Source organism: Mesorhizobium sp. M1004, from assembly GCF_040318795.1.
GTDB lineage: Bacteria > Pseudomonadota > Alphaproteobacteria > Rhizobiales > Rhizobiaceae > Mesorhizobium.
On record NZ_JAMYNB010000008.1, the window covers coordinates 246,549 to 273,312 of the forward strand.

Below are 26,764 nucleotides of genomic sequence, written 5' to 3' on the forward strand. Positions count from 1 at the left end.
CCCCAGGTTAGATGGTGACCACCATTTTGCCGGCATTGGCCAGCGGCGTCGTTAAGCCCGACAACATGGTGCGGATATGGGCGACGCTCTGGTAGCGGCCGTTGATCGAAATGCGCGGCAGCGCGTGCAGGAAGCCGGCGTGCTCGGCGTGCAGCACGCCGTGGCGAGTGGTCACCGCCGAGGCGTAGCCGGCGTCGCGGGCAAAGCCCACTTCGCGGCAGCCGACAGCGCTGGCGTAACCATAGGGGTAAGCGAGATGACGTGGGTCTTCGCCGAGCTGCGCCTGCAGCTGGCGCCTGACGTCGACGATTTCATGGCGCGCATCGGCTTCGTCGAGCCGCTTCAGGTTGCGGTGGTTGACCGTATGCGCGCCGATCGTCACCAGCCTGTGCCCGGCCACGGCGCGGATATCGTCCCAAGTCATCAGCGTGCTTGGGCGCAAGCCATCGAGGTCGATGCCGTTCGAGTGCGCCAGATCGCGCAGCACGGCGCGCTGATCCTCCTCGCGCACCTCGAGCGTCAGATAGGCATGCAGACGCGCATTGGCGTGGAGTTTCTTGCCGTGGGTCGAGCAGTCTATGGTCACCGGCCCCTTCGGCGTCGCCAGCGTCAAACGCTCCCGCGCGTTGACGATATCCTCGACCACGTCCCACCATAAATCGGCGCTGCCGTCGATCAGACCCGGCGCGACATAGATGGTGATCGGCGCGTCGTGCTTTTCCAGCACTGGCAGCGCTTCGGTCATGTTGTCGCGATAGGCGTCGTCGGCGGTGATGGTGGCGAACTGGCCGTCCTTGCCGCCGGCCTTGATGCGCTCGATCGCCTCGTCAAGGGTGACGAAGGCATAGCCCCTCGACTTCATGTCGGCGACGAGAGCGTCGAGGAATCGCGGGGCGATGTTGAGGTGGCGGTTAACGCCGTCCGGCTTCTCCGGCGTGGCGGTGACCCGATGCAACATGAGGATGGCGCCAATGCCGCCGACGAACGGCTTGGCCAGCGGTGCAAGGCCGGTAAAGCGGGCGATATTAAGCGCCAGTTTCCGAACTGCCTCACCACCGTCGATCATTCATTCACCTTTTGCGCCTAGGCTCGATCCAAGCACGGAACGCGCCGACGCGAACTCCTGATCGCGACGAATACGCCTTAAGGATTGAGGTATGGTTGACGCCACCGCGTCATTTGACGGCAATCGGCTCGCCGCAAGCAAGGCGTCTGCGCGCACGCCGGCTGCCGACCAGACCAGTCTGTCGGTGTCGATCGCAGATGCTGCCGCGCTCGCCTCTTACGGCGAATTCTGCCGTTCGGCGCTGTTTGCGCCGGCGCAAAGCGCGGCCTGGGTTCGTGCCTGGACGGCGCAGGCCAATCCCGATGCCGTCATTGCCACGCTGACAATCGAGGACAGGCCGGTCTTTGCACTGGCACTGGAAATCACGCGAACTGGTCCATTCCGCGTCGCCCGCTTCATGGGCGGGCGCCATGCCAACGGCAATTTCGCCGCCGCCGATCCGGCATGGCTGGCAAAGGCCGATGCCGGGGGGATCCGCAGGCTGGTGACGGCGATCGGCAAGGCGCGCCCCGACATCGATCTCGTTGCCTTGGAAAGGCTGCTCCCCGACCTCGATGGCGTTGCCAATCCGCTGGCGGCGTTCTCCAACTTTCCGAGCCCAAACCTGTCGCTCGCCGTCAATCTCGACGGTGGTTTCGATGTGCTGCTGTCGCGTGTGGGCGGCAAGCGCAAGCGCAAGAAGCACCGTTCGCAGACACGCAAGTTCGAGGCGGTCGGCGTTCATCGCCGCATCGAGGCGCAGACACCGGAAGACGTGAACCGGCTGCTCGACGCTTTCTTCGAGATGAAGGAGTTCCGCTTCGCCAAGATGGGCATCGCCAATGTCTTCGGCGAGCCGGAGGTGCGGGCTTTCTTCCGTGCCCTCTTCGCCGGCGCGCTGGCCGAGGAGAAACCGGCCTTTGTGCTGCATGGGCTCGAAGTGGCCGGCAAGCTGCGCGCAATCACCGGCTCGAGCCGCTCGGGCAAACGCCTGATCTGCGAATTCGGCGCCATCGCCGAGGACGATCTCGGCCACACCAGCCCCGGCGATTTCCTTTTCTTCGACATCATCGAGGAAGCCTGCCAAACAGGCTTCGATGTCTATGATTTCTCGGTCGGCGACGAGCCCTACAAGCGGCTCTGGTGCGATATCGAGACCCAGCATTTCGAGGTGCTGGCGCCCCTGACGCTGAAGGGACGCGCCCTGGCGTCGGCGCTGCGGCAGGGCGCACGGGCGAAAGCCTTCATCAAGAACAACCCGACGGTCTGGAAACTGACCAAGATGCTGCGCCGCAAGGCCGCCGGACAGGCAGCGCCCGCTCCCACGGACGACGAAAACTAGCGTTCAGAAATTCAGCGCTTCGCGGAGCGCCGGGCCGGCCCTGACCCGCAGGTCGAGATCCGCCTCGATGTGGTCGATATGGTGCAGCATCAGCCGGCTCACCAACCCGCAATCGCCGCTCTCCAGCGCGCCGACCATTTCCGTGTGCTCACTGTGCCCGCAGGCCGACACGCCGGATCGTCCGTAAAGGGCGATCACCAGCGACGAACGCGCCACCAGCTCCTCCATGAAGCGCTGCAGGATGGCATTGCCGGCGACGGAGGCGAGCAGCAGATGGAAATCGCCCGACGCCTTGATTTCGGAGCGCCGCGCGGTTGGGCCGCGCTCGGCGATGAAGCGGCCTTCCTCGTCGAGCTGCGCGCGGAACGCAGCGATATCGGTGGCTGTGACCCGCCCACAGGCGGCAATGGCTATGCCCGGCTCGATCAGCCGGCGCGATGCGAACACCTGGCGCGCTTCCTCGGGCGAAGGGTTGGCGACGAAGGCGCCACGGTTGCGCTCGGTACGCACCAGCCCCTCGAAGGACAGCATCTGCAGCGCCGCGCGCGCGACGGTGCGCGAGACGTCGAACAGCGTGCCGACCTCGCCTTCCGACAGCTTGGTGCCGGGCGTCAGCCGACGGTCGACGATGGCGTCCCGCAGATTGTCGCGAATCGCCTGGGCGCGATCCTGGTTGGCGCTGTCGGCGGAATGGATCTGATCGGCAATGTTCATGGCGATGATGGTTCCCAGCCTCTTCTAGCGCAACTCGTCGCCTGCGCACGAGAGGCAAGTGGACACGAAGCCAAAAAAGATTGCATACGATTCTTGTGCAGATCGCGCACAATCGCCCATAATTTGTGCAATGCACAAGATAGCCTACCGGCTAGGCAGTGGGCAAGAACCCCGATTTTTCTGTCGATTCAAACGCTTGGACCGGTTGCCGCCGATTGGCACGCATAATGCATTGGGTAATGCGACCAAACGGGGAAGCCTGAATGTCCAAAGCCGCCGAGATCGACATCGTGTCCGTTTCGAAAGTGTACGGAACGACGACTGCCGTCGAGGCCATCAGCCTGAAAATACCGGCAGGCACCTATTGCTGCTTGCTTGGCCCCTCCGGCTGCGGCAAGACCTCGACGCTGCGCATGATCGCCGGCCACGAAAGCATTTCGTCGGGCGATGTCCGCCTCGGCAACATTGTCGTCACCGACCTGCCGCCGGCAAAGCGTGGCACGGCGATGATGTTCCAGTCCTATGCGCTGTTTCCGCATCTCGACCTTGTCGACAATGTCGCCTTCAGCCTGAAGATGAAGGGCGTCGACAAGGAGCAGCGCCGTGCCAAGGCGCTCGACATGCTCAAGCTGATGCAGATGGAGGCCTATGCGACGCGCCGGCCGGCGCAGCTTTCCGGTGGCCAGCAGCAGCGTGTTGCACTCGCCCGCGCTCTGATCACCGATCCCGAGGCGCTGCTGCTCGACGAGCCGCTGTCGGCACTCGACCCGTTCCTGAAGATACGCATGCGCGCCGAGCTGAAGAAATTGCAGACCTCGCTCGGCATCACCTTTGTCCACGTCACCCACAGTCAGGAGGAGGCCATGGCCTTGGCGGACCTGATCGTGGTGATGAATGACGGCCGCATCGAACAGGCGGCACCGCCACGAGATGTGTTCGAAAGGCCGGCCACCGCCTTCGTCGCGCGCTTCATGGGCGACCACAATGTCATCTCCGGCCGGGTCACCGGCGCGCGCGACGGCATGGTCGTCTTCGACGTCAATGGTGGCGCCTCGCTCGCCGCCCGCGGGCAAGGCCGGGAGGCGGGCCAGGAGGTGGGCACGCCGATCGACATCGCCATCCGCACCGACCATGTGCGCATCGGCGAAGCACCCTCTCCCGGCCTCGGCTTCACCGGCATCGTCTCCAACATCGAATATCGCGGCGCCACGGTGAAGCTGTCGGTCACCGGCGGCGGCATCGACGATTTCACGGTCATCATCGACGATTCCGACTTCTTCGCCAAACCCGTCGCCCTTGGCGACGCCGTACCGCTCGCCTGGGATTCCGAGGACGCCATCGTCCTCGGCCGCCTTCATTCATGAATTCAACGAAGCAAAACAAAACAGGGGAATAGGAATGACAAAAACAGTGGAAACAAAGACCGGAATTTCGCGCCGTTCGTTGCTCAAGACAGGTGCGGCCGCCGTCGGCCTCGCCGCAGGCTCGGGCGCCATTACAGGCTTCCCGACCATCTGGGCGCAGTCCAACATCACGCTGCGCCAGTTCGGCACCGGCGTGTCGAACCTGAACGCGATCGCCGACAAGTGCAAGGCCGACCTCGGCATCACGCTGGAAATGACGGCGACCGATTCGGACGCGGCCGCCCAGCGCGCCGTGACCCAGCCCGACAGCTATGACATCGCCGACATCGAATACTGGATCTGCAAGAAGGTGTTCCCGAGCGGCGTGCTGCAGCCGATGGATGTCAGTAAGCTGAAATACTACGACGAGCTGGTGCCGTTGTTCAAAACCGGCAAGCTGACGCCCGACAGCATCATTGCCCAGGGCACCGCGCCGCACACGGTCGGCTATGTCGAAGCGCAGGACTCAAAGACCTTCGCCAAGGCGCCGACCAAGTGGTTCACCATGGTGCCGACGATCTACAACGCCGATACGCTAGGCATCCGGCCCGACCTCGTCGGCCGCGACATCACCACCTGGGCCGACATCATGGACCCGGCCTTCAAGGGCAAGACCGCGATCCTCAACATCCCGTCCATCGGTATCATGGATGCGGCCATGATCATGGAGGCCACAGGCAGCATCAAATATGCCGACAAGGGCAACATGACCAAGGAAGAGATCGACAAGACGATCGACTTCCTCATCAAGGCCAAGCAGGCCGGCCAGTTCCGCGCCTTCTGGAAGTCGTTCGACGAGAGCGTCAACCTGATGGCATCGGGCGAAGTGGTCATCCAGTCGATGTGGTCGCCGGCCGTCGCTGCCGTGCGCTCCAAAGGCATCGCCTGCCGCTTCCAGCCGCTCAAGGAGGGCTACCGCTCATGGGGCGGCGGCCTTGGCCTTGCCGCCCATCTCAAGGGCGCCGAACTCGACGCGGCCTACGAATACATCAACTGGTATACGTCGGGCTGGGTCGGCGGCTATCTCAACCGCCAGGGCTACTATTCCGCCAATATGGTCTCGGCCAAGAAGTTCATGTCCGACGACGAATGGGGCTACTGGATCGAAGGCAAGCCGGCCAAGGGCGAGATCAAGGCGCCGGACGGCACCGTCATGGAAAAGGCCGGCGCCGTGCGCGACGGCGGCTCGTTCGAAGAGCGCATGGGCAAGGTCGCCTGCTGGAACTCGGTCATGGACGAGGACCGCTACATGGTGAAGCGCTGGAACGAGTTCATCGCGGCGTAGAGCGGACGCGTTCACTGTGATGTTGCGATCCTTCGCGCCCCCCTCTGTCCTGCCGGACATCTCCCCCACTTGGGGGGAGATTGGCAGCGTCATGGCTGGCTCTTCGTTAGCAACGTTGGAGTTTGGCGAAGGCCGTTATGAGAGTTCGATCTCCCCCCTCGTGGGGGAGATGTCCGGCAGGACAGAGGGGGGCGCGAAGGATCGCAAGTCATCGCGATCACGCGGAGGATTTTCCCAATGACAGTCGCGCTCGAACGCCCCGCCATCGCAGCAGCCAAGCCCGCCAGACGCCGGCGCTTCTCCATCAGTGCCGTCACGCCCTACCTCCAATCGGCGCCGCTGGCGCTCATCCTCGGTGCGTTCCTGCTCTTGCCAATCATCATGATCGTCGTCGTCTCCTTCTGGGATTATGACTTCGCCGCCATGTATCCGGATTTCCTGACGACGAACTATTCCGACGTGCTGGGATCGTGGGTCACCTGGAAGACCTATCTCAACACCATCAAATTCGCTGCCATCGTCTGGGCGCTGACCTTGTTCATCGGCTTCTGGGTGGCCTATTTCCTCGCCTTCCATATCCGCACCACGGCCATGCAGATGGTGCTGTTCCTTGTCTGCACCGTGCCGTTCCTGACCTCCAACATCATCCGCATGATCTCGTGGATCCCGGTGCTGGGCCGCAACGGGTTGATCAACTCGACGCTGGTGCAAGTGGGGCTGGTGCCAAAACCCATCGAATGGCTGCTCTATTCGGAATTCGCCGTGGTGCTGGCCATGGTGCATCTCTACACGCTGTTCATGGTAACGCCGATCTTCAACACGCTGATGCGCATCGACCGCTCGCTGGTCGAGGCCGCGCGCGATGCCGGCGCGTCCGCCTGGCAGGTCTTGTGGAACGTCGTCATCCCGCTGGCCAAGCCCGGCATGGCGATCGGCACCATCTTCGTCGTCACGCTGGTGATGGCCGATTTCTCCACCGTGCAGGTGATGTCGGGCGGCCAGAGCGCGTCGGTCGCACTGATGATGAAGAACCAGATGTCGCTGCTGCAGTATCCCGCAGCCGCCGCCAATGCCGTAGTGTTGCTGGTGTTGGTACTGTTGATGGTCGCGGGCATCCTGCGCATCGTCGACATCCGCAAGGAGCTTTGAGGTGAGCCACGAAAAACGCACCCTCGAATTCTATGTGCTTGCGGTCTTCTTCACTCTGTTCGTGCTGTTCCTCTACGGCCCGCTGTCGGCGATCCTGATCCTTTCTTTCCAAGGCGAGACCGGCGGCCTCACCTTCCCGCTCAATGGCGTGTCGCTGCACTGGTTCGCCAATCTGTTCGAGCGCCAGGCGGTCGGCGATTTCGGCGGCAGCTTCAAGCGCTCGCTCGTGCTCGGCCTCATGGTGATGATCGTCACCGTCGTCGTGTCGCTGCTGGCAGGGCTCGCTTTCCGGCAAAAATTTCGTGGCGCCACCGCTTTGTTCTACCTGGCGGTCGCCAGCCTCGTAGTGCCCTCGATCATCATTTCGCTCGGCATCGGCGTCGTTTTCCAGCAGGTCGGCTTCCGCCCGGCCTGGTACACGTCCGCCTTCGGCGCGCACCTGACCTGGACCTTGCCCTTCGGCGTGCTCATCATGTTCGCCGTCTTCAACCGCTTCTCGCCCGCCTATGAGGAAGCCGCGCGTGACCTGGGCGCCAACTCCTGGCAGACCTTCGCCCATGTCGTGCTGCCGATGATCGCGCCGAGCCTGATCGGCGTCGGCCTGTTCGGCTTCACGCTGTCCTATGACGAGTTCGCCCGCACGCTGATGACGTCGGGCACCTTCAACACGCTGCCGCTCGAGATCTACGGCATGACCACCAATGTCACGACGCCGGTGCTCTACGCGCTGGGCACGGTGACCACCGTGTTCTCCTTCCTGGTGATCCTGGCCACACTGGGCGCCATCCTCTATGTTGGCCGCAGGCGGGCCAGGGTTTGATTGTGCAGATACTGGTGGTGAACCCCAACACAACGGCGAGCATGACCGAGACGATCGCGGCGGCGGCGCGCGGCGTTGCCGGCGCCGGGACCGAGGTGATCGCGGTCACCTCCTCGATGGGCCCGGCCTCGATCGAGGGCTATTATGACGAGGCATTGGCCGTGCCCGGCCTCTTGATGGAGATCGCCGCCGGCGAACGTGCCGGGGCTCAGGCCGCCATCATCGCCTGCTTCGACGATACCGGCCTGGATGCGGCACGCGCCATGGCCTCCATTCCGGTCATCGGCATCTGCGAGGCCGCACTCGGTGTCGCCTCCTACATTGCCCAGCGCTTCACAGTGGTGACGACCACCGAACGCTCGCGTGTCCCTGTCGAGGGGCTGGTGCAGCGCTACGGCATGGCCGGGCGCGCGCGCGTGCGCGCCGCCGACATTCCCGTACTCTCGCTTGAAGACGCTGCTTCCGGCGCTGTCGAGAAACTGCGCGCCGAGATCGCCCGCGCCATAGCGGAAGACCGCGCCGAGGCCATCGTGCTCGGCTGCGCCGGCATGGCCGACCTGGCACACCGGTTGCAGCAAGAGTTCGACCTGCCCGTCATCGACGGCGTCGGCGCCGCCCTCAAACAGGCCGAGGCGCTGATCGCATTGGGCCTGTCGACCTCGAAGCGCGGCGCCTATGCCAGTCCGCTGGCCAAGCCCTATCGCGGCGTGCTGAAATCCTTCTCGCCGGGGGTGATCGCCGCGGAGTGAACGCTATGAAGCCTACCGTCCGCGCATTGTCTCCGCCGGAACTGACCGTTCTCATCGACTGGGCGGCGGCTGAAGGCTGGAACCCTGGCCTTGACGATGCCGCCGCGTTCCGGCCAACCGATCCTGAAGGGTTCATCGGCGCTTTTGTCGACAACGAGATGACCGCCGCCATCTCGGCTGTCGCCTATGGCGGCAATTTCGGTTTCATCGGTCTCTACATCTGCCGACCAGACATGCGCGGCAAAGGCCATGGCAAAGCAGTCTGGAATGCGGGCATGGCCAGGCTGGCCGGCCGAACGGTCGGCCTCGACGGCGTCGCCGCGCAGCTGGCGAATTATCGCCGCACCGGTTTTAACTCGGCATACGAAACCATCCGCTTCAGCGGCCGTATCGCGACCCCGCCCGTCCGAAGCGAAGGGGTGCGCATGATAACCACGCAACTCGTGCCCGACATCATCGCCTATGACGCCCGCTGTTTCCCCGCGCCTCGACGAGCCTTCCTGCACCGCTGGGCGCAGCCGCCGCATTGCGGGTTCGCCGCGATCAGTTCACTCGGCACCATAGGCTACGCCGTGGCTCGTCCCTGCCGTTCGGGTTACAAGATCGGCCCGCTGTTTGCCCACGACACCGAGACGGCGATGCAGCTCATGGGCAGTCTGGCTGCCGCATGCGAAGGTGGCGACCTGCATATCGACGTTCCTGCCGAAAATTTCGATTTCACCAAGGCGCTTGCAGCGATTGGTTTCAGGCCGACCTTCACCACCACGCGCATGTACAAGGGCCCGCCTCCGAAGGTCGACTCGCGCCGAATATTTGGCGTGACGACCCTGGAGTTGGGGTAGATCCCGGCGCCGACTGACAGGCTTGGTTTTTCGGGAGCCGGCGGCGATGGACGAGCCGATCCGTAGTAGCGCCGCCTAAGTTGAATTGTCTGATGTCTCAGGCGGCGCTACGTCGTCCCGGCACGGGGTTACCCGGCGTCTCGTGGCCGATCGGCGTCACCAGAGTGAGGTCGGGATAGCCGCTTTCGATCAGCTCGACGGCGGCCTGCGCCACCTCATCGTCCGCCTGCAGCATGGACATGAAGACCTCGGTGCTGTCGCCGACCAGTCGGCTGATGCCTTGCGCATCGGCCGGTCCGCATTCGACGATGACCAGATCATAGGCGGTGGTCAGCGACTGCATGATGATCGGCAGCCGGTCGGCGGCGCGCATGGCGCGAACCGGATCGGCGGTGCCGACGGGAACGACATGGCAGTCGGAATAGAGGTCGGCGTGAATGACGTCGCTGAACTGCGCCTCGGAAGCGAGCAGATTGGTGATGCCGGGGAAAAGTCCGCTGTCCAGCATCGGCCGCGACGCCGCGCCCGATGCGGTCAGGTCGAGCAGCAACACGCGCAGGCCGGCGTCGGAGACTTCGCGCGCTACCAGCACTGCCGAGGCCGCGGCCTCATCGCCTTCGGGCGAGACGAAGATGGCGCGCGCAGCACCGCTGGCGATCAGCTTCTCCGCCGCCTTCTCGACATCGATCTCGCCAAGGCTGGAGCGGACAGGTTCAGGTTCGGCTTGCGGTTCGGAACCGGCGATCGCTGCGTCCTCCTGCACTGCAGGAGCCGGCTCGGGCTTTGGCGCCAGTTCAGACTCCACGGTCGTCGGCTGATCGTCCACTTCCACGACCTCAGGAGCCGGTTCCGGGTCGACTACCGGCGCCGACATTGCCGGCATCGCAACCTGCTCGATACGCTCGAAGCGCGCCCCTGGGGCCGGACGCATGGCGCGGCCCGAAAACAGCTCCTGCAGCAGCGTGATGACCGACATCAGAACCAGCGAGCCGACGAAGGCGGCGCCGACGATCGGCACGAGCTTGGGGAAATAGGGTTCCGACGGCACGCGCGCCTCGGAAAACACGCTGGCATCGACCGGCAGATAGTTTTTGCGCGAGGACACTTCGCGGAAGCTCGCCATATAGGATTCAAGCTGCTGGCGCCGGACGTTCGCCTCACGCTGCAGCGCATCCAGCTGGACTTGCTCCTCGCCGGCGCGCGACGACGCCGCTTTCAGCTTGTTGACGTCCGATATCAGCTGGTTTTCGCGCGCCTGGGCGGTCTGCGCCTGCGTCAGCAACCCGCGCATGATCTTTTGCGCCTCGTTGCGGATCTGACCGTCGAGATCGGCTAGCTGCGACCTCATCGCCCGCAGGCGCGGATGGTTGTCGAGCAAAGTGGTGGAAAGATCGGCGATGTTGGTTCTGAGCTCGATCTGACGCTCGCGCAGCCGCTGGATCAGATCGGAAGACAGCACTTCGGGTACAGCGTCCAGCGAACCGCCATTCTGCAGGGCCTGGCGCACCCTTTCGGCCGTCGCCTCGGCCGAGGCGCGGCTGGCGCGCACACGCGACAGTTCGGTCGATAGCTCGGACAATTGCTGCGTCGCCAGCACCGAATTGTTGCCAGCCATCAACAGGTCCGACTGGGCGGAGCGGAAGGCCGCGACCTTGGCCTCTGCATCCCTGACCTGCTTCTGCAGATCGTCGATTTCCGGCCCGAGGAAGGCGGTCGCGGCGGCGTTCGACTTGGTCTTGGCATCCGCCTGGTAGGCCAGGTAGGCCTTGGCAATGGCGTTCGGAATGTCGGCGGCAAGCTGGGGATCTTCAGAGGAAAATTCGACGGCGATGACGCGGGTCTTTTCCACGCCATAAACATTGAGCTTGTCGCGCATCTTCGTCAGCACGCGCTCTTCGAGCGGAATTTCTTCCGGATCGCTCTTCAGCCCGGCAATGACCAGGAGCCGGGTGACCGGCGACATGCCGAGCGCATAGTTGAACTCGGGCTTGTCGCCCAGCTTAAGGTCGGCAGCCACCTGCTTGAGAATGTCGGACGAGGAAATGACCTGAACCTCGGTTGCTACACCTTCCGCATCGAGCACAGGTTTGTCGTCTTCATTGGTGCCGGCAGGCCGCGTATAGGCCGATTCGCTCAACTGGATTTTCAGCTGCGTCGTGGCCTTATAATGCGGCGTGGCAAGCCACGCGAACGCGAAGGCGAGACCAGTGACGAGAAGCGTGATCACAAGAATGCGCAGCCAGTTCCGCGCCAGGCTGGCGAAGAGCTGTCTCAGGTCGACATCGACATCTGCGGCCGCGGACTGGTCGGACATGCATTCCTGCTCCGGACATGAGGCTAGATGGTAGCGTAAACAACTATGGTAACTCAGCCGTTAAGATCGCGGTAAGCAGCTGTTAGGGTTTGCTGACATCCGGTAAACAAAGCCAGCAAAACTATACGGCTTTTTGTCGATTGCCGCCAAATCGGCCGCGTCCCTTTACCGGCCATTAACCCTAACAGGATGATAACGAACCCAGATCCTTAAGGTTTGCCGCCGTGTCCTGGCGGCCATAGCGACGAAGGTGTGTGTCCGATCATGAAAAGCGCTGCTGGTCTGTTTCGCGCTCTGCTGGCCGTGTCGATGCTCGCCGGCTGCTCCAGCTACCGGCCGACGCCGGCGGCCTTCCACGAGGTACTCGACCAGCCCTATCGGCTCGGCGCCGGCGACCGTGTCCGCGTCACCGTGTTCGAACAGGACGGTCTGACCAACACCTACAGTGTCGATCAGTCCGGCTACATGTCCTTCCCGCTGGTCGGCGCGGTGCCGGCGCGCGGCCACACGGCCCAGCAGCTGGAAAAAGCGCTCGCCGACAAACTGCGCCAAGGCTATCTGCGCGACCCCGACGTGTCGGTCGAGATCGATCGCTACCGGCCGATCTTCGTCATGGGCGAAGTGGGCGCCGCCGGCCAGTATTCCTACGTGCCGGGCCTCACCGTGCAGAAGGCCATCGCGATTGCCGGCGGTTTCTCGCCGCGCGCCAACCAGGAAAGCGTCGACATCACCCGCGACATCAACGGCAAGGTGATGACAGGCCGGGTGGTTACCTCCGATCCGCTGCTGCCGGGCGACACGGTCTACGTTCGCGAACGCCTGTTCTGACATCAACGTGGCGGACCAGCTCAGGATCGTCCACTGCTTTCGCTCACCCGTCGGCGGGATCTTCCGGCATGTGCGCGACCTGACGGAGGCCCAGCTCGCCGCCGGACATGTTGTCGGCATCGTCTGCGATTCGACCACCGGCGGCGAATACGAGGAACGCCTGTTCGACCAGATGAAGGACAGCCTGGCGCTCGGCATCCATCGCACGCCGATGCAGCGCCATGTCGGGCCGGGCGACTTCGCCTCGGCCTGGCGTACCTATCGAATCATCAAGGAATTGCGGCCGGACGTGTTGCACGGGCACGGCGCCAAAGGTGGCGCCTATGCCCGTCTGTTCGGCTCATTGTTGCGGGTATCTAGGTCTCGCGTAGCCCGCCTCTATTCGCCGCATGGCGGCTCCCTCCACTATGACGAAACGACGACGACCGGGAAGCTGTTCTTCGCGCTCGAGCGCTTCATGGCGCGCTTCACCGACTGCCTGCTGTTCGTCTCCGACTATGAGCGGCGCACCTATCGCAAGAAGGTCGGCGAACCGCCTATCCCGAACACGCTGGTCTATAACGGCCTGCGCGCCGCCGAGTTCGAACCGGTGGTCGCACAGCCCGACGCAGCCGACCTGCTCTACATCGGCATGATGCGCGACCTCAAAGGGCCTGACATTTTCATCGAGGCGCTGGTGCTGGCCGGGTCCCAGCTTGAGCGCCGCTTGACCGCGGTCATGGTCGGCGATGGCGACGACCTGCCGCGCTACCATGCGCAGGTGAAACGGCTGGGCCTCGAAAAACAGGTCCGCTTCTTGCCGCCTATGCCAGCCAGGGAGGCATTTTCGCTGGCCGATCTGGTCGTCGTCCCCTCCCGCGCGGAAGCCATGCCCTATATCGTTCTGGAGACGCTAGCGGCCGGCAGGCCGATGATCGCCACGGCCGTCGGCGGCATTCCCGAAATCTTCGGTGAGGGATCCCCTGCCCTGATCCGTCCCGATCCGCGCCAACTCGGCGACAAGGTGGGTGAAGCGCTGCGCGATCTCGACGCCTACCGGCGCGTCATGCCCGATACGGCCAGCCTCAAGGCGCGATTCGGCGCCGATGTGATGGCCGCCGAAATCGAAAAGGCCTATTTCGCCGCGCTTAACAGATAGACGACCCTCCAAAACCACAAGTTGTCTCAAGGTTTTTTTAGCTCTCTTTCTGCTATCGTCATCGCGGAAGCTTGTGGGAAACCCGATGAACGAGACCGACCCCACGCGCCGCTTTTCGGCCGATGCGGTGCGCAAATTCGACAGTCCTGCCGAGAGCCCCACGCCCGGCGGCATGAACAGTGTTGCCCGCCAGGTCGCCTCGCAATACCGGCGCGATACGATGTCGCCGGTCATGGTCAGCGGCGTATTGCGCATAGGCGAATTCGGCTTGCTGTTCCTGTCGGGGCTCGCGCTCTACTTCCACTTTGTCGGCTTCTTCAACTATCTCGCCTGGCAATATCCGCTGACCATTGCCGCGGCGTCATTCGTGGCCGTGGTGCTGCTCGACGTCAGCGATTGCTACCAGATCTCCGCCTTGATGCGACCGATCTCCAATCTCGGCCGCGTGCTGATGGTCTGGGCCGGCACCTTCGCGCTGATGGCGCTGACGGCCTTCATCATGAAAATGTCGGAGGATTATTCGCGTCTGCTGTTCGGCACCTGGTTTGTCGTCGGCCTGCTTCTGCTGTTCGGCCTCAGGCTGGTGATGTCGAAGCTGATCCGGCGCTGGGCGCGCAACGGCCGCATGGAACGCCGCGCCGTCATCGTCGGCGGCGGCAAGGCGGCCGAGATGCTGATCCGCTCGGTCGAGAAGCAGCCAGACAACGACATCCGTATCTGCGGCATCTTCGATGACCGCGGCGACAAGCGCTCGCCGCCGATCGTGGCCGGCTATCCCAAGCTCGGCACCATTTCGGAGCTGATGGAATTCGCCCGCATCGCGCGCATCGACATGCTGATCGTGTCGCTGCCGCTGACTGCCGAAACGCGCGTGCTGCAACTGCTGAAGAAGCTGTGGGTGCTGCCGGTCGACATCCGGCTCTCGGCGCATTCCAACGCGCTGCAGTTTCGCCCGCGCGCCTATTCCTACATCGGCTCGGTGCCGATGCTCGACATCTTCGACAGGCCGATCAACGACTGGGATTCGGTCGCCAAGCGCGCCTTCGACATCGTCTTCTCGCTGATCGGCATCATCCTGTTTTCACCGGTGATGCTGGCGACTGCCATCGCCATCAAGCTCGACAGCAAGGGTCCGGTGCTGTTCAAGCAGAAGCGGCACGGCTTCAACAATGAGATCGTCGAAGTCTACAAATTCCGCTCCATGTATACCGACCGCTCCGACCCGACCGCCAAGCAGACGGTGACCAAGAACGATCCGCGCGTCACCCGCGTCGGCCGCTTCATCCGCAAGAGCTCGATCGACGAGCTGCCGCAGTTCTTCAACTCGCTGTTCGGCACGCTGTCACTGGTCGGTCCGCGCCCGCATGCGATTGCCGCGCAGTCGCACAACCTTCTCTACAATGAGGTGGTCGACGGCTATTTCGCCCGGCACAAGGTCAAGCCCGGCGTTACCGGCTGGGCGCAGATCAATGGCTGGCGCGGCGAGATGGACACCAATGAGAAGATCCGCATGCGCACGGAATACGACCTCTATTACATCGAGAACTGGTCGATGCTGTTCGATCTGCGCATCCTGCTCATGACGCCGCTGCGGCTGCTCAACACGGAAAACGCCTATTGAGCGCGATTTCCCATGATGTGCCGCAGGCTGCGGTCAATGCCAAGCTGATCGGGCTGATATCCTCCGGCGCGGTGTTTTTCGGCGTCTTCCTGTCAGGCTTCGTCATCGACGAACCGGCGCCCTACGATCTTTTCATGCTCGGGCTGATCGGGGTGTGGGTGCTGTTTGGCCTGCGCATATCGCGCGCCGCCGTGCCGCTGCTCGTGCTGCTGATCACGATGAACATCGGCGGCATGATTGCCATGACGCAGATGGCCGATCTCGCCAACACACCGCTCTATCTCGCCGTCTCGCTGTTTCTCGCGTTCACCGCGGTGTTCTTCTCGTCGGTGACGGCGGTGCAGCCCGGCCTCTACCGGCTGATCTTCATCGCCTATGTCGTCTCCGCGGTGGTGACCTCGCTGCTCGGCATCGCCGGCTATTTCCACGCTTTCCCGGGCGCTGAAATCTTCACCAGATACGACCGCGCCCAGGGCGCCTTCCAGGATCCGAACGTGTTCGGGCCGTTCCTGGTGCTGCCCGGCATCTATCTGCTCTATCTCCTGTTGACCGGCTCGATCGCGCGCATGCCGCTTCTGGCGGTGCCGCTGCTGATCATCACCGCGGGCATCTTCTTTTCGTTCTCGCGCGGCGCCTGGGGCATGTTCGCCGTCTCGGCCATCCTGCTCACCGGCGCCCTGTTCCTGCAAAGCAACAGCGGCAAGTTCCGGCTGCGCGTCATCGTCATGACCATTGCCGCCGTCACCCTGCTGGTGGTCGCCATGATCGTCATCCTGCAGCTGCCCGGCGTCGGCGAGATGTTTTCCAGCCGCGCCCAGCTGGAACAGAGCTACGACACGGCGCGCCTTGGCCGCTTTGCCCGCTACACGATCGGCTTCGAGATGGCGCTCGAACATCCGCTCGGCATCGGCCCGCTGGTGTTCGGCACCATTTTCGGCGAAGACACGCACGACATCTGGCTGAAGACGCTGATGGATTATGGCTGGCTCGGCTTCGTCTCGTTCCTGTCGCTGACGCTGTGGACGATCGCGGCCGGCTTCCGCATCCTTTTGCGCGACCGGCCATGGCAGCCCTATCTGCTCTGCGCCTACGTCGCTTTCATCGGCAATATCGGGCTCGGCACCTTCATCGACATCGACCACTGGCGCCATGTCTACCTGCTGCTCGGCCTGATCTGGGGCGCGATCGCGCTGGAATACAGGCATCAGCGCGGGTTGCGGGCGGTGGCGGCAATCCGAACGGATGGGAAAGCCGCCGAGTTCGGATGACTTCGCCCTTGGGACGAATTGCGACCGACGATTTCGTCTATCTCGCGATACCGGTCACCCGCTCGGGATACTGAACTGCCAGCATCGACTTGTCGGCGTGATCGGCGAAGATGGCGCTGACCTTTTCGGCGTCGAATCTCGCCCTGCGTTTGCGCTCTCGTCGTTCAACAAGATGCCGCTGATGGCATCGAACTTGCGGCCAAAATTCTTCATCAACCCTCTCTTGACCGGCCAACTGCGGCTGAAGCGTCCGGCCCAGGGGGTGCCTTTCGCCAGGTCGCGATAGACCGCCATGGCGTCGACCTCGACACCGACTGGCCGAGGCTCCCAAGGTTTGCCCCACGCGAAGTGCCGCGCATAACACCTGCTGAAAGGGATCTGGCTGCTGTAGTTGGTCATCACGTTCCAGAACGGGTGCATCGTCTGCCATCGGCCTTCGAAGGCCACGTTCAATGCGCCCTGATCCATTCCGTAGACATGCTCGGACGCCAGCTGCCGCGTACGCTCCAGAAGCCCCTCAGCCCTGAGCAGGGGCATGTTGAAGAGAAGAACGCCGGCGTTGAATTTCGGCGCTCCAGGCTGCATCGGCAGATGTTGCCTGTACTTTGCATCGAAGTAACTCTGCTCGTCGTGAGCGGCCAGCAACGGTGCATTGAGCGGGGTCTTGCAGAGATCGGCTATCGATCGGTTGAAAAGCACGTCGGCGTCTGAATAGGCGATGCGGTCGTATGGCTCGAATTCAGGCAATTGATCGGCAAACAGCCTGATGTAGGTCGCAAGGGTGGGATGCGTTCCACGGTTGAAGTTCGTGGCCTCCATGAATTTCGTCACGTCGATGATGCCGATCCTCGCGTCGAGCAAACGCTCACCGGCAGACCGGTCGTCACTGGGAATGACGCCGGTGTGCAAAATAAAGCCGTCGACGGCGCCGGACAAATCCAACACACGGCGCGCCGCCAAGCAGGTGTACGGAAAATACCTTTGATCGGCGGCGAAAAAGAAGCATGGCTTTTGCGACACAGTCTAATTCTCCCGTCCTTGCCTTACGATCAAAGTCGCGAATATCTCAAGCGAAACCACCGAGTACTTCCGGAAACTGCACAGCCATCGCCCCGGCGTCAGCATGCTCGGCATATATCTTATGCACCTTGCTGCCGTCGTACCGTGCGCGCCGCCGATACCGATCGTTGTTCGGCAACATCCCCATGATACCGTCGAACCTGCGGGCGAACCGCCTCATGACGCCCCGCTCGAAGGGAATACGCTGCCGGAAGGGCTCAAGCCATGGCGTATCCCTTGCCAGATCGCGCCAGACGGCAAGCGCCTCGAGTTCCACGTCGACATGGCTTCCCCAGGGCTTGCCGCCGGCGAAATGCCGCGCATAGGCTTGGGCGAAGCGGAATTCCTTCGTATCGTTGGACATCAAATTCCAGTTCGGGTGCATCGTCTGCCACTTGCCCTCGAAGACGATGTTCAGCGCGTTCTGATCGTTCATCTGCCCGGCAACGGCGACATCCCTGGCGCGGTGCAAAAGTCCCTGTTGACGCACCGGCGGCATGTTGAAGACGATGATCCCGGCGTTGAAATAAGGCGCCCCCGGCTGCATCGACAGTTTGTTCCGATAGCCCGGGCGGAAATACATGTAATCGTCGTGAGCGGCCAACACCGGAGCATGAAGTGTCTGGCCCACCAGGTCGGCGATATCTCGATTGAACAGAACATCGCAATCGACATGGGCGATGCGGTCATAGTCCGCGAACTGAGGCAGTTGGTCGGCGAAGAGCCGAACAAAAGTGCCGACATTGCTTGGCCGGAAAGTGTAGCCAGCCTGGGCAAACAGCGCCGAAACGTCCATTATGCGAAGACGGTTCTTGAGCAGGCGTTCAGCAACACGCATATCGGCATCACGTGCGCCGACATGCAGGATGAAGCCTGGCGTTGCGTCTCCTGAAACATCCAGAATTCTGCGCGCCGCCAAGCATGCATACGGAAAATAGTTGGCGTCGGCCGCCAGAAAAAAACAGGAATTTGCCACACGCAATCCTTCGTATCGATATTGGGCGAGCCTTATGGCCCGAGCCATATCGCCTTGGCGTTGCGGCGACAAGGCCGAATGCCTGGCGACTTTCAGGTCCGGCGCGCCGTTTTAGCGCTTGCACCATACCCCTTGAAAATATATGGCTTTGCGCGGTCCGGAGTGTAGCGCAGCCCGGTAGCGCACTTGACTGGGGGTCAAGGGGTCGTCGGTTCGAATCCGGCCACTCCGACCAAACAAATAGTTGGCCGCTTCCCCCAAGGTGGCTACCGTCTTTTCGATTTCCCGCAAACAAGATGCATTCTTAAGCCGTCATGCTGGCGTGCCGCTCGATAAAGAGTTCGATGGGACCTGTAAGAAAAGCAGCCTCCCGCTTGATCTTCTCGTCGCTCCATTCCCACCACCGGATCGCCAGCAATTTCGCAATAACATCCTGTGAAAAGCGATACCGGATAAGCTTGGCCGGGACCCCGCCGACGATCGCGTATGGCGGCACATCCCTGGTGACAATGGCGCCGGCCGCAACGATAGCGCCATCCGCGATGTGGACGCCTGGCATGATCAGCGCTTGGCGGCCGATCCAGACATCATTGGCGATGGTAATGCCGACGGGTTTGCCGCCGTGCGCATTGAGATCGGTCGTGTCCATCATGCGGCTGTGGATCGGAAAAGTGGTTGCAGCCCAAGGCACGTGGCTTCCCCCGGAACATTCAAAGCTCACGTTGCCGGCGACCGAACAGAACGCCCCAAGGGCCAACGGAGTAGCGGCAGACGCTCCAAGCACCTTCTTCCGGCTCACCCCATAGGTGTGACGTCCAACGGTCACGCTTGGGGGCAGCTTGGATCGAAACAGATTCCTCATGCGCAGCCACCCCGTCGCAGTGACCTCTTAAGCTTCTGGAGCAAGAGATCCGCGGGAGTCCGCCATAGACGATATCGACTGGCCTTTGCAACCTGCTGGCCGACTGGCGCCATGCCGTACGTGTTAAAGAACGCATGAACACGCGGCTCAGCGAACTGCTTTTTGCCTCGGGTATTGTAGTGTCGGATCGGCAAGCTATGAGGGCTTATGGTTCGGCCGTTTTGAGAAAGGGCTACCCCGAGGCAGAACTGCTCGGGCGCCCAAGTGTCGGTCACCTCATGAACGGCCTTGATGGCGGCGAAGGCGTCCACCATGGCTGTGAGGTTGTGCCGGTGGATCCCGACGATGCCGCTGTTCCACATTGGTTCTTGGCCGGTCAGGACCTGGCCGCCGACGCTGATGTTCTTGCCCGGTAGCGCGTTCTGATAGATGCGATGCGGCCCTTCGCACAGGCGCATAGAGGAATGGGTCGCAGAGATCGAGCGGAAGCCCTTCGACGGGTCACCCACCGGGTACATGTCGGTGTCCATGAAAAGGAGCCGATCTGCTCGCTGCAAAAGCTCACGCATAGCCCCGGCCTTGATACCGAAATGGTAGCTTCCGCCGAAAGACCACTGGTCTTTCTGTTCGGCCGTTATGAGCATTGTCTCAACAGGATAAGCGCGAAAGAGGTCAGTCCTGTCCGTTGCGACGACTATTCTGGCGGTCGGGCAATGGTGCAAAAGCTTGAGGGCGCTGAGTAGCGCGCCGCGATGGTAAAGCTCGTTCTCACCATAGGCGATGTAACCAAAAACGTCGTTCATTCCGCCAAGTATAACGGGTCGTTCAATCTTCTACTAGCTGCGCTCGCAGTCGTTTTGCTCCCAGAAATCTCCTGCTGAAATCAGCCGACGATTCGCTACTGGCAGACGTCGACCCATTCGGCGCCGACAATCTGTGCCATGCGCTGCGGGCTGAGCCTTACAGCGGCGTTGGTGGCGCCGGCGGCGGGCACGACTTCATCGAAGGCGCGCAGCGAGACGTCGCAATAGACCGGCAGCGGCGCCGGCAGGCCGAATGGGCAGACGCCGCCGACGGGATGGCTGGTAATCGCGACAACCTCGTCGGCGTCAAGCATGCGCGGCTTGCCGCCGAGACGGTCCTTGAATTTGCGGTTGTCGAGCCTCGACATGCCGCCGGCCACGATCAGCATGGTCTCACCGCCGACGCGCAGGCAGATGGTCTTGGCGATCTGCGCCGGCTCCACGCCATGCGCCTCAGCCGCCAGCGCCACCGTCGCGGAACTCGCTTCGGTGACGAGCACTTCGACATCGGGCGCATGGGCAGCCAGGAAGGCGCGCACGGATTCAAGGCTCATCTCGGCATTGTCCCATTCGAAAACGGTTAGCGTTCACACTGGATAGCTTCACGCTCGGTCGGCGGCAACCTCCCCGCCCCTCGACGGCTGCAGCGATACCAGGCCAGGCGGGTCGCGCCGCATGTCAGCAACGCAAGGCGCATCCCCCGTGCGGGAGATGTGTTCGGGCTGCTGCCTTGGTAGGTCGCAATGGATCAGGGCCGGCGCTGATGCTGTGCTCCCACGACCAACCGGAGAGATCATCATGCTCAAGCTCGCCTCGGCTCTGGCGCTGCTGCTTATCGGGACGGCGCCGCTGCTTGCCGACGACATGCCGATAAACGCGGACGCCATCAAATGGGGCCCTGCTCCTGCTGTCTTGCCCGCCGGCGCGGACATGGCTGTCATCGCCGGGGACCCCTCGAAGGATGGCATCTACGTGCTGCGGTTGAAGCTGCCGGCCGGCTACAGGATTGCCGCGCACAACCATCCCACCTCGGAATATGTGACGGTGATTTCCGGCAATTTTCATATCGGCATGGGCGACAAGCTCGACGAGACCAAGGGCATCGAACTGACCGCCGGCGGCTTCGGCGTAGCCCCACAGGGAATGAACCATTACGCTTGGACGACAAGCGCTACGATCGTCCAGGTTCATGGCGAGGGGCCGTTCGCGATCACCTACGTCAACCCGGCGGACGATCCGAGCAAGAAGTGACATTCGCCGTTGGGCGAATGCAACAAGCCCGCCAGGGCAAACCATGGCGGGCTTGTTGAACGACGCTTGGCCGTTGTTTATGAAACGGACCGGTTTTCCACAGGCGCCGTGGGCGCCGGGGCATCGATCAGGGCCGTTTCCGGCAATTGCAATGCTGCGGCGATCCGGCGAAGTTTCGTCGGATCGGTGTCCTTGCCGCTCTCTATGTCGGCAATCTCGCTGGTCGACAGACCGCAGGTCAGGGAAAGCTCTTCAATACTGTATCCCTTTGTCTCCCGGATGGCTTTGAGGCCGGGGTGCTCGAGCGCAACGTCGGCCGCCAGCCTGGAGAAGGGTTCGTGTTTTGCAGTTTGGGGCATTGGCAACTCCATGGGGCTAAAGAGTTTTGGATCAAATGATAGGGTGTTGCCTGAGAGCCGGGACAATGCCCGCTTGACGGCGATTTGCCAAGGCCCAAACCGAACGTCACAGCATCGTGAACCGGCGTCAAAACCGCAGGCGCCAGGGCACATATAGGATCTCCGCCCCGATCTCCCAATCAAGTTCTTTTGAAGGGCCGCAGGCCGAAGTGTTCAGCGGTTTTGCGCCGCTCGCGCGTTAGCCTGATGTTGCTGGCAGCCGCATCGGGCCAGCTTTTCCCAAGAGGATCAGATCCATGACATTCAAGACATCAGCCATCGTGCTCGCCACGATTTCAGGCCTCGCTGGCGCGAGCATGGTCGCGGCGCAAGCCGCCGAGGCCGTGCGCATTCGCGGCACGGTGACCGCCTTTGCCGGAGCGACGCTGACGGTGAAGACCCGCGAAGGCGCTACCGACGCCATCGCGCTGGCTGAAGGGTGGAAGATTTCCGGCGTCGCCAAGGCGGATGCCGGGGATATCAAGCAAGGCGATTTCCTCGGCATTGCCTCTGTTTCGAAGGCCGATGGCGGCAGCGGCGCGCTCGAGGTGGTGATCTTCCCGGCCGCGCTGAAGGGCGCCGGCGAAGGCGACCGCCCGTGGGATCTCGAGCCCAACAGCCGGATGACCAACGGCACGGTCGCCGATGTCACCGAGATTGCAGGTCGCACGGTGACGCTGACCTACGACAATGGCCAGAAAAAGCAGATCGCGATCCCGCAGACGACGCCGGTGGTGACCTTCGCGCCGGCGACGCCCGCCGACCTCAAGCCTGGCGCTGTGGTGTTCGTCAACGCCGAGCGCGGCAGTGACGGCAAGCTGACCGCGGGCCGGGTCGTTGTCGGCACAAACGGCGTCATTCCGCCGATGTAAGTTGCCGACGAAGCCGCCAGACACAATCCAGAAACAAAATTCTACAGTCCGGAAAAACTGTCGAAAAGTTCGGAGGCGATAGTCATGACTGCGGGGTTCACCGGCACCGATCTTGCTCGGTGACGGCCAAATTCAGCCCGCGCAGAAAAGGAAACGAAGTCATGAAGAAGTCCCTCCTGTCGGCTCTCGGGCTGGCTTTTGCCCTGGCTGTCTCTCTGCCGCTCATCGGCGCCAGCAGCGCCGACGCAGCACCGCTGCACAAGAAGCATCACCACCATCATCATCATCACAACAAGCATCACCGCCATCACCATCACCACCACCACCACCACCACCACAAGAAGGTGGAGGCCAAGAAGGCCTGACACGGCCGACTTGCCCAACGGGAAGGCTGGCCCTGGAGTCCTCGCCAAGGCCGCCTTCCCGTTGGTTTTTGCCAGGCGACACGTGGAAAAGCTGAAGGCAGGATTCGATGGCGCCGATGCGCCAGAACGCGAGCAACCACAGCGCACCCCAACGAACGTATCAGGCGCAAGGCCGACAACACAGCGGTTGCCAGTTGCAGGACACCACGGGTCTCTCAATGCTGTCGGAACCCGCTAGGACGGCGCCGCGAACGCGAGCACTATTGCGATCAAAATCAAAAGCGGTCCCATCCATTTGAAATGCTTCGCGACCTGCAGCCACCATGGCTGCTGACCTTTCTGGGCCTGAAAAGGACTTTGGAGCAGCCCAAAACCAACGCCTGTCATCCACAGCCCAGCGCAGAACATGATGAACTCGTCGATGTAATTTGCGACCACGCCCGTCTCCTCCGCCGGTACCTTTGGACTGGCGTTATAGTCGCAGCCGGGAGTGGCAGAAAGCGCGGTGCCAAGTGGCGGCAATGACTGCTGCCGCTACCTGACAAGAGCCGGGCGCGGACTAGGTCTTGGCCGGCCATTTGGGCACGCCACGGTGTGACCTTCGCATGGGATGCCGCGCCGCTACCTCAGCGGCCTTCACGCGAAAATGCATGATCGATGCCGGCCCCGCCAGGCGCCGTCCGTTGGCGAAGGCTAAAAATCGACGTCGCGAAAAAACGCGAAGAAAATTCGAACCACGCATGAACCTTTGCTTTGGAGGCCGCACTAACCGGCATGGACGCCGAGAAGGCGATCCCAACACAGAAGGACGCCATGGTGGCGATCCTCGATCCAGAGAAGGAAATGCTCAAATGACCAACTTCAAGCGCATCACGCTCGCCGCGGCCCTCATCGTCTCGGCCTTCGGTTCGGCTTCCGTTCCGACCTCGGCTTTCGCCAACGGCACGCATCCCACGGGCGACGGCGGCGCGGTTTGCAAGGGCTCCGGTCATTGCCTGGTGCTCTCGATCGAGTGCAAAGGCACCTATACCGACGCCACGGACAAGAATGGCACTGTCTATGGCAAGTGCAGCCAGACCGCGCAGGTTTCGCCGCAGGCCAAGATCAAGCTCGCCAAGTAATCGGCCGCAGATCAGGGAAATGGCAGTCGTCCGCGGGACGGCCGCCATTTTCTTTTTGTTTTCGTGAATTGTTTTAGCGCCGGCTGAGCAACAAGCTGGCGAGAAGGCCGACCACGACCAACCCAACAGCAGCGGCTGTTGCCGGACGATCGCGCGCCGTCTTTTCGATCGCCCTGCCCTGCTTCCTGATCGCCGGCAGCGCATCGCTGACAAGGTCGGCAAGCTGCCCATAATAGTCCGAAGCGGCATCGCGCCCGTCCTCGTAGTAAGCACCGCCGCGTTTGGCCACGACTTTGCGCAAGGCGGCGAGCTCTTTGGAAAGGGTCGCGACCTGCTTTTCGAGATCGAGATCGGAGAGGGTCGAAAGCGATGCCATGATTGTTTTCCTTCTTTTTGAGAGAAGGCCAAACGCATGGCCGCAGAACCGGTTCCGGTCTGCTTGCCCGAGGCAGCGGAAAGGTTAGCGCACCTGGTCGAGCAGGCGCTTGCACTCCAGGAGGTCAAACAGCGCCTCCTGCAGCAAGGCCCGGTTGTCGCGCGACAGTTTCGATGCGCCGGGCTGGACCGGACCTTCCTCCTCGGTCTTGCCCAGGCCGAAAAAGCGGCGGCTGGGTTTTACCTTGGGCTGGCCGACCAGCATCTCGTCATCCATGCCGCGCGGCTGGGCGGCTGGCGTCAGCGGCACCTGATCGGCCTGCCTGCGCTGCGAGATCGCTTCGACGGCAGCCATGTCGCCATTTCCGATGGCGACCAGGAAATGGTTGCCGTTCTCGCGCAGCAGTTTCTGCACGCCCTTGATCGTGTAACCCTGGTCGTAGAGCATGTGGCGGATGCCCTTGATCAGTTCGACATCCTGTGGCCGGTAGTAGCGGCGGCCGCCGCCGCGCTTCATCGGCTTGATCTGGTTGAAACGGGTTTCCCAGAAGCGCAGCACGTGCTGCGGCAGATCGAGATCCTCCGCGACCTCGCTGATGGTGCGGAAAGCGTCGGGGCTCTTGTCCATGGGCGAAATCCTCACGCTGGACGGCGATCCGGCCCAGTCTGCCGAATCGGGTATCATTTCAGCGGTTTATGAAACAATATTCAAGCCCGGCGTCAAAACGGCCCGGCGTTTTCAACCGAAGCCTGCGGCAGAACCTATTTGCCGCCCTTGGCCTTGCTGTTCTGGTGCGAGCGCAGGATACGGCTTTTCAGCACGTTCGACGACTTGAAGGTCATCACCCGGCGCGGCAGGATCGGCACTTCCTCGCCGGTCTTGGGATTGCGGCCGATGCGTTCGTTCTTGGAACGGACGTGGAAGGTGGCGAAGGACGACAGCTTCACCGTCTCGCCGCGTACGATGGCTTCACAGATTTCGTCCAGCACCGCTTCGACGAGTTCTGCCGATTCAGTGCGTGACAAGCCGACCTTACGGTAAACAGCTTCGGCAAGGTCGGCGCGCGTAAGTGTCTTTCCCCCCATGCGACCGTCCCATCAGTTCAAAAAACATAAATCGATACAGGTAAAGGCAGAGCCTAAGTAATTGATCCGGCAAGGTCAAGGACCGAAACCGGACCGTTCGGCACTTACCAGCGAACGAGAACCGCGCCCCAGGTGAAGCCGCCGCCCATCGCTTCCAGGAGCACGAGATCACCCTTCTTGATGCGACCGTCGGCGACAGCCACCGAAAGCGCCAGCGGCACGGAAGCAGCCGAGGTGTTACCGTGCAAATCGACGGTGACCACCACCTTTTGCTCAGCAATCCCGAGCTTCTTGGCCGAAGCGTCAATAATGCGTTTATTGGCCTGATGCGGCACGAACCAGTCGAGGTCGTCGGCGGTTATGCCGGCCTGCGAAAACGTCGCCTCGATGACGTCGGTGATCATGCCGACGGCGTGCTTGAACACCTCGCGGCCCTCCATCCTGAGATGGCCGACGGTGCCGGTGGTCGAGGGACCGCCATCGACGAAAAGCTTGTCCTTGTGGGCGCCGTCGGAGCGCAGGCTCATCGCCAGCACGCCACGGTCGGCAATGCCGCCGGTGCCCTCATCCGCTTCCAGCACCAGCGCGCCGGCGCCGTCGCCGAACAAGACGCAGGTCGAGCGGTCGCTCCAGTCGAGGATGCGGGAAAAGGTCTCCGCGCCGATCACCAGCACGCGCTTGGCGAGGCCGCCTCTGATGTAGAGGTCGGCGGTGGTCACCGCATAGACGAAGCCCGAGCACACCGCCTGCAGGTCGAAGGCAAAGCCGTGATGCATGCCGAGCCGGTTCTGGATCTCGACGGCGGTCGCCGGAAAGGTGTTGTTGGGCGTCGAGGTCGCCAGCACGATCAGGTCGATGTCGGCAGGCGTAAGACCAGCATTGTCGAGCGCTGCGCGCGCCGCCGCCTCGCCCAGGGATGCCGTCGTCTCGTCATCGGCGGAGATATGACGCTGGCGGATGCCGGTTCGCTGGGCGATCCACTCGTCCGAGGTCTCGACCATGCCTTCGAAATCGGCATTCTTCATGATGCGGCGGGGCAGCGCAGCACCGGTGCCGCGCACGACTGATCTGATCAAAG

General features: G+C 62.5%; 29 protein-coding genes and 1 tRNA gene. 16 read left to right on the forward strand and 14 right to left on the reverse strand.

Annotation, left to right across the window (positions count from 1 at the left end; translation table 11 throughout):
* Positions 1–7 precede the first annotated feature (7 nt).
* Positions 8–1,066 carry a polysaccharide deacetylase family protein gene (locus tag NKH54_RS18680; RefSeq protein WP_023693288.1) on the reverse strand — a complete coding sequence of 353 codons (1,059 nt, stop codon included), beginning with the start codon at positions 1,064–1,066 and terminating at the stop codon, positions 8–10.
* Positions 1,067–1,157: 91 nt separating this feature from the next.
* Here NKH54_RS18680 and NKH54_RS18685 point away from each other — a divergent pair, with 91 nt between their 5' ends.
* Positions 1,158–2,387 (forward strand): GNAT family N-acetyltransferase, encoded by a 1,230-nt coding sequence (locus NKH54_RS18685; RefSeq protein WP_353028701.1) that lies wholly within the window; start codon positions 1,158–1,160, stop codon positions 2,385–2,387.
* Between the two features lie 3 nt (positions 2,388–2,390).
* Here the strand turns inward: NKH54_RS18685 and NKH54_RS18690 are convergent, their stop codons facing one another.
* Positions 2,391–3,101, reverse strand: coding sequence for a GntR family transcriptional regulator (locus NKH54_RS18690; RefSeq protein ID WP_023669398.1), 711 nt, complete (start codon positions 3,099–3,101; stop codon positions 2,391–2,393).
* A 263-nt stretch (positions 3,102–3,364) separates the two neighbouring features.
* Between NKH54_RS18690 and NKH54_RS18695 the strand changes: the two genes are divergently transcribed.
* From NKH54_RS18695 to NKH54_RS18720, 6 genes are all read left to right on the forward strand, one after another.
* On the forward strand, positions 3,365–4,465 hold the full coding sequence (locus NKH54_RS18695) for an ABC transporter ATP-binding protein (protein WP_023689478.1): 1,101 nt from the start codon (positions 3,365–3,367) through the stop codon (positions 4,463–4,465).
* A gap of 34 nt (positions 4,466–4,499) precedes the next feature.
* Entirely contained in the window at positions 4,500–5,789 is a 1,290-nt protein-coding gene (locus NKH54_RS18700; RefSeq protein ID WP_023715413.1) for an ABC transporter substrate-binding protein, read from the forward strand.
* A 237-nt stretch (positions 5,790–6,026) separates the two neighbouring features.
* Positions 6,027–6,938, forward strand: a complete 912-nt coding sequence (locus tag NKH54_RS18705; protein WP_023815643.1) for an ABC transporter permease — start codon at positions 6,027–6,029, stop codon at positions 6,936–6,938.
* 1 nt (position 6,939) lies between these two features.
* Positions 6,940–7,758 carry an ABC transporter permease gene (locus NKH54_RS18710; protein ID WP_023669394.1) on the forward strand — a complete coding sequence of 273 codons (819 nt, stop codon included), beginning with the start codon at positions 6,940–6,942 and terminating at the stop codon, positions 7,756–7,758.
* Between the two features lie 2 nt (positions 7,759–7,760).
* Positions 7,761–8,507: an aspartate/glutamate racemase family protein gene (locus NKH54_RS18715; protein ID WP_023815644.1), complete on the forward strand. Its 747-nt coding sequence runs from the start codon at positions 7,761–7,763 to the stop codon at positions 8,505–8,507.
* Positions 8,508–8,512: 5 nt separating this feature from the next.
* Positions 8,513–9,349 (forward strand): GNAT family N-acetyltransferase, encoded by an 837-nt coding sequence (locus NKH54_RS18720; RefSeq protein WP_050594092.1) that lies wholly within the window; start codon positions 8,513–8,515, stop codon positions 9,347–9,349.
* A 97-nt stretch (positions 9,350–9,446) separates the two neighbouring features.
* Here the strand turns inward: NKH54_RS18720 and NKH54_RS18725 are convergent, their stop codons facing one another.
* Positions 9,447–11,663 (reverse strand): GumC family protein, encoded by a 2,217-nt coding sequence (locus NKH54_RS18725; RefSeq protein WP_353028702.1) that lies wholly within the window; start codon positions 11,661–11,663, stop codon positions 9,447–9,449.
* 264 nt (positions 11,664–11,927) lie between these two features.
* Here NKH54_RS18725 and NKH54_RS18730 point away from each other — a divergent pair, with 264 nt between their 5' ends.
* From NKH54_RS18730 to NKH54_RS18745, 4 genes are all read left to right on the forward strand, one after another.
* Positions 11,928–12,491 carry a polysaccharide biosynthesis/export family protein gene (locus tag NKH54_RS18730; RefSeq protein ID WP_023669390.1) on the forward strand — a complete coding sequence of 188 codons (564 nt, stop codon included), beginning with the start codon at positions 11,928–11,930 and terminating at the stop codon, positions 12,489–12,491.
* Between the two features lie 7 nt (positions 12,492–12,498).
* Positions 12,499–13,629: a glycosyltransferase gene (locus NKH54_RS18735; RefSeq protein WP_023669389.1), complete on the forward strand. Its 1,131-nt coding sequence runs from the start codon at positions 12,499–12,501 to the stop codon at positions 13,627–13,629.
* An 85-nt stretch (positions 13,630–13,714) separates the two neighbouring features.
* On the forward strand, positions 13,715–15,250 hold the full coding sequence (locus NKH54_RS18740; protein ID WP_023669388.1) for an undecaprenyl-phosphate glucose phosphotransferase: 1,536 nt from the start codon (positions 13,715–13,717) through the stop codon (positions 15,248–15,250).
* Entirely contained in the window at positions 15,247–16,518 is a 1,272-nt protein-coding gene (locus NKH54_RS18745) for an O-antigen ligase family protein (RefSeq protein ID WP_353028703.1), read from the forward strand. Before NKH54_RS18740 ends, NKH54_RS18745 begins: the two co-directional genes overlap by 4 nt.
* A gap of 54 nt (positions 16,519–16,572) precedes the next feature.
* Here the strand turns inward: NKH54_RS18745 and NKH54_RS18750 are convergent, their stop codons facing one another.
* Together NKH54_RS18750 and NKH54_RS18755 are read right to left on the reverse strand one after the other, a co-directional pair.
* Positions 16,573–17,538, reverse strand: a complete 966-nt coding sequence (locus NKH54_RS18750) for a glycosyltransferase family 8 protein (protein WP_353028704.1) — start codon at positions 17,536–17,538, stop codon at positions 16,573–16,575.
* Between the two features lie 46 nt (positions 17,539–17,584).
* Entirely contained in the window at positions 17,585–18,625 is a 1,041-nt protein-coding gene (locus NKH54_RS18755) for a glycosyltransferase family 8 protein (RefSeq protein WP_353028705.1), read from the reverse strand.
* Between the two features lie 86 nt (positions 18,626–18,711).
* Here NKH54_RS18755 and NKH54_RS18760 point away from each other — a divergent pair.
* A tRNA-Pro gene (locus NKH54_RS18760) sits at positions 18,712–18,788 on the forward strand.
* Positions 18,789–18,857: 69 nt separating this feature from the next.
* Here the strand turns inward: NKH54_RS18760 and NKH54_RS32510 are convergent.
* The 3 genes from NKH54_RS32510 to NKH54_RS18775 form a co-directional block, all read right to left on the reverse strand.
* Entirely contained in the window at positions 18,858–19,415 is a 558-nt protein-coding gene (locus NKH54_RS32510; RefSeq protein ID WP_502907550.1) for a CatB-related O-acetyltransferase, read from the reverse strand.
* Positions 19,412–20,218 carry a hypothetical protein gene (locus NKH54_RS18770; RefSeq protein WP_353028706.1) on the reverse strand — a complete coding sequence of 269 codons (807 nt, stop codon included), beginning with the start codon at positions 20,216–20,218 and terminating at the stop codon, positions 19,412–19,414. Before NKH54_RS18770 ends, NKH54_RS32510 begins: the two co-directional genes overlap by 4 nt.
* Positions 20,219–20,313: 95 nt before the next feature.
* A complete protein-coding gene (locus tag NKH54_RS18775; protein ID WP_353028707.1) occupies positions 20,314–20,772 on the reverse strand; it encodes a YbaK/EbsC family protein in 459 nt (152 codons plus the stop codon).
* Between the two features lie 244 nt (positions 20,773–21,016).
* Here NKH54_RS18775 and NKH54_RS18780 point away from each other — a divergent pair, with 244 nt between their 5' ends.
* Entirely contained in the window at positions 21,017–21,469 is a 453-nt protein-coding gene (locus NKH54_RS18780) for a cupin domain-containing protein (protein ID WP_023730864.1), read from the forward strand.
* A gap of 77 nt (positions 21,470–21,546) precedes the next feature.
* Here the strand turns inward: NKH54_RS18780 and NKH54_RS18785 are convergent, their stop codons facing one another.
* Positions 21,547–21,828, reverse strand: a complete 282-nt coding sequence (locus NKH54_RS18785; protein WP_023689492.1) for a helix-turn-helix domain-containing protein — start codon at positions 21,826–21,828, stop codon at positions 21,547–21,549.
* Between the two features lie 296 nt (positions 21,829–22,124).
* Here NKH54_RS18785 and NKH54_RS18790 point away from each other — a divergent pair, with 296 nt between their 5' ends.
* Positions 22,125–22,739 carry a hypothetical protein gene (locus NKH54_RS18790; protein WP_023669379.1) on the forward strand — a complete coding sequence of 205 codons (615 nt, stop codon included), beginning with the start codon at positions 22,125–22,127 and terminating at the stop codon, positions 22,737–22,739.
* Positions 22,740–22,900: 161 nt separating this feature from the next.
* Entirely contained in the window at positions 22,901–23,104 is a 204-nt protein-coding gene (locus NKH54_RS18795) for a hypothetical protein (protein ID WP_081731016.1), read from the forward strand.
* Between the two features lie 234 nt (positions 23,105–23,338).
* Here the strand turns inward: NKH54_RS18795 and NKH54_RS18800 are convergent, their stop codons facing one another.
* A complete protein-coding gene (locus tag NKH54_RS18800; RefSeq protein ID WP_023669377.1) occupies positions 23,339–23,542 on the reverse strand; it encodes a hypothetical protein in 204 nt (67 codons plus the stop codon).
* A gap of 413 nt (positions 23,543–23,955) precedes the next feature.
* On the opposite strand from NKH54_RS18800, the gene NKH54_RS18805 reads away from it, so the two are divergent.
* A complete protein-coding gene (locus tag NKH54_RS18805) occupies positions 23,956–24,225 on the forward strand; it encodes a hypothetical protein (protein ID WP_023669376.1) in 270 nt (89 codons plus the stop codon).
* Between the two features lie 73 nt (positions 24,226–24,298).
* Here NKH54_RS18805 and NKH54_RS18810 read toward each other — a convergent pair whose 3' ends face one another.
* The 4 genes from NKH54_RS18810 to NKH54_RS18825 form a co-directional block, all read right to left on the reverse strand.
* On the reverse strand, positions 24,299–24,601 hold the full coding sequence (locus tag NKH54_RS18810) for a hypothetical protein (RefSeq protein WP_023705060.1): 303 nt from the start codon (positions 24,599–24,601) through the stop codon (positions 24,299–24,301).
* Between the two features lie 84 nt (positions 24,602–24,685).
* On the reverse strand, positions 24,686–25,228 hold the full coding sequence (locus NKH54_RS18815; RefSeq protein ID WP_023669374.1) for a MerR family transcriptional regulator: 543 nt from the start codon (positions 25,226–25,228) through the stop codon (positions 24,686–24,688).
* A 134-nt stretch (positions 25,229–25,362) separates the two neighbouring features.
* Positions 25,363–25,686 (reverse strand): integration host factor subunit alpha, encoded by a 324-nt coding sequence (locus NKH54_RS18820; RefSeq protein WP_006201891.1) that lies wholly within the window; start codon positions 25,684–25,686, stop codon positions 25,363–25,365.
* 104 nt (positions 25,687–25,790) lie between these two features.
* Entirely contained in the window at positions 25,791–26,762 is a 972-nt protein-coding gene (locus NKH54_RS18825) for a beta-ketoacyl-ACP synthase III (RefSeq protein ID WP_023669373.1), read from the reverse strand.
* Between the last annotated feature and the right edge of the window lie 2 nt (positions 26,763–26,764).

Bases quoted from the DNA above. Each gene is read 5' to 3' on its own strand.
- NKH54_RS18680 (WP_023693288.1), bottom strand. From the start codon at position 1,066: ATGATCGACGGTGGTGAGGCAGTTCGGAAACTGGCGCTTAATATCGCC.
- NKH54_RS18685 (WP_353028701.1), top strand. From the start codon at position 1,158: ATGGTTGACGCCACCGCGTCATTTGACGGCAATCGGCTCGCCGCAAGC.
- NKH54_RS18690 (WP_023669398.1), bottom strand. From the start codon at position 3,101: ATGAACATTGCCGATCAGATCCATTCCGCCGACAGCGCCAACCAGGAT.
- NKH54_RS18695 (WP_023689478.1), top strand. From the start codon at position 3,365: ATGTCCAAAGCCGCCGAGATCGACATCGTGTCCGTTTCGAAAGTGTAC.
- NKH54_RS18700 (WP_023715413.1), top strand. From the start codon at position 4,500: ATGACAAAAACAGTGGAAACAAAGACCGGAATTTCGCGCCGTTCGTTG.
- NKH54_RS18705 (WP_023815643.1), top strand. From the start codon at position 6,027: ATGACAGTCGCGCTCGAACGCCCCGCCATCGCAGCAGCCAAGCCCGCC.
- NKH54_RS18720 (WP_050594092.1), top strand. From the start codon at position 8,513: ATGAAGCCTACCGTCCGCGCATTGTCTCCGCCGGAACTGACCGTTCTC.
- NKH54_RS18725 (WP_353028702.1), bottom strand. From the start codon at position 11,663: ATGTCCGACCAGTCCGCGGCCGCAGATGTCGATGTCGACCTGAGACAG.
- NKH54_RS18730 (WP_023669390.1), top strand. From the start codon at position 11,928: ATGAAAAGCGCTGCTGGTCTGTTTCGCGCTCTGCTGGCCGTGTCGATG.
- NKH54_RS18740 (WP_023669388.1), top strand. From the start codon at position 13,715: ATGAACGAGACCGACCCCACGCGCCGCTTTTCGGCCGATGCGGTGCGC.
- NKH54_RS32510 (WP_502907550.1), bottom strand. From the start codon at position 19,415: ATGAGGAATCTGTTTCGATCCAAGCTGCCCCCAAGCGTGACCGTTGGA.
- NKH54_RS18770 (WP_353028706.1), bottom strand. From the start codon at position 20,218: ATGAACGACGTTTTTGGTTACATCGCCTATGGTGAGAACGAGCTTTAC.
- NKH54_RS18775 (WP_353028707.1), bottom strand. From the start codon at position 20,772: ATGAGCCTTGAATCCGTGCGCGCCTTCCTGGCTGCCCATGCGCCCGAT.
- NKH54_RS18780 (WP_023730864.1), top strand. From the start codon at position 21,017: ATGCTCAAGCTCGCCTCGGCTCTGGCGCTGCTGCTTATCGGGACGGCG.
- NKH54_RS18785 (WP_023689492.1), bottom strand. From the start codon at position 21,828: ATGCCCCAAACTGCAAAACACGAACCCTTCTCCAGGCTGGCGGCCGAC.
- NKH54_RS18790 (WP_023669379.1), top strand. From the start codon at position 22,125: ATGACATTCAAGACATCAGCCATCGTGCTCGCCACGATTTCAGGCCTC.
- NKH54_RS18795 (WP_081731016.1), top strand. From the start codon at position 22,901: ATGAAGAAGTCCCTCCTGTCGGCTCTCGGGCTGGCTTTTGCCCTGGCT.
- NKH54_RS18805 (WP_023669376.1), top strand. From the start codon at position 23,956: ATGACCAACTTCAAGCGCATCACGCTCGCCGCGGCCCTCATCGTCTCG.
- NKH54_RS18810 (WP_023705060.1), bottom strand. From the start codon at position 24,601: ATGGCATCGCTTTCGACCCTCTCCGATCTCGATCTCGAAAAGCAGGTC.
- NKH54_RS18815 (WP_023669374.1), bottom strand. From the start codon at position 25,228: ATGGACAAGAGCCCCGACGCTTTCCGCACCATCAGCGAGGTCGCGGAG.
- NKH54_RS18820 (WP_006201891.1), bottom strand. From the start codon at position 25,686: ATGGGGGGAAAGACACTTACGCGCGCCGACCTTGCCGAAGCTGTTTAC.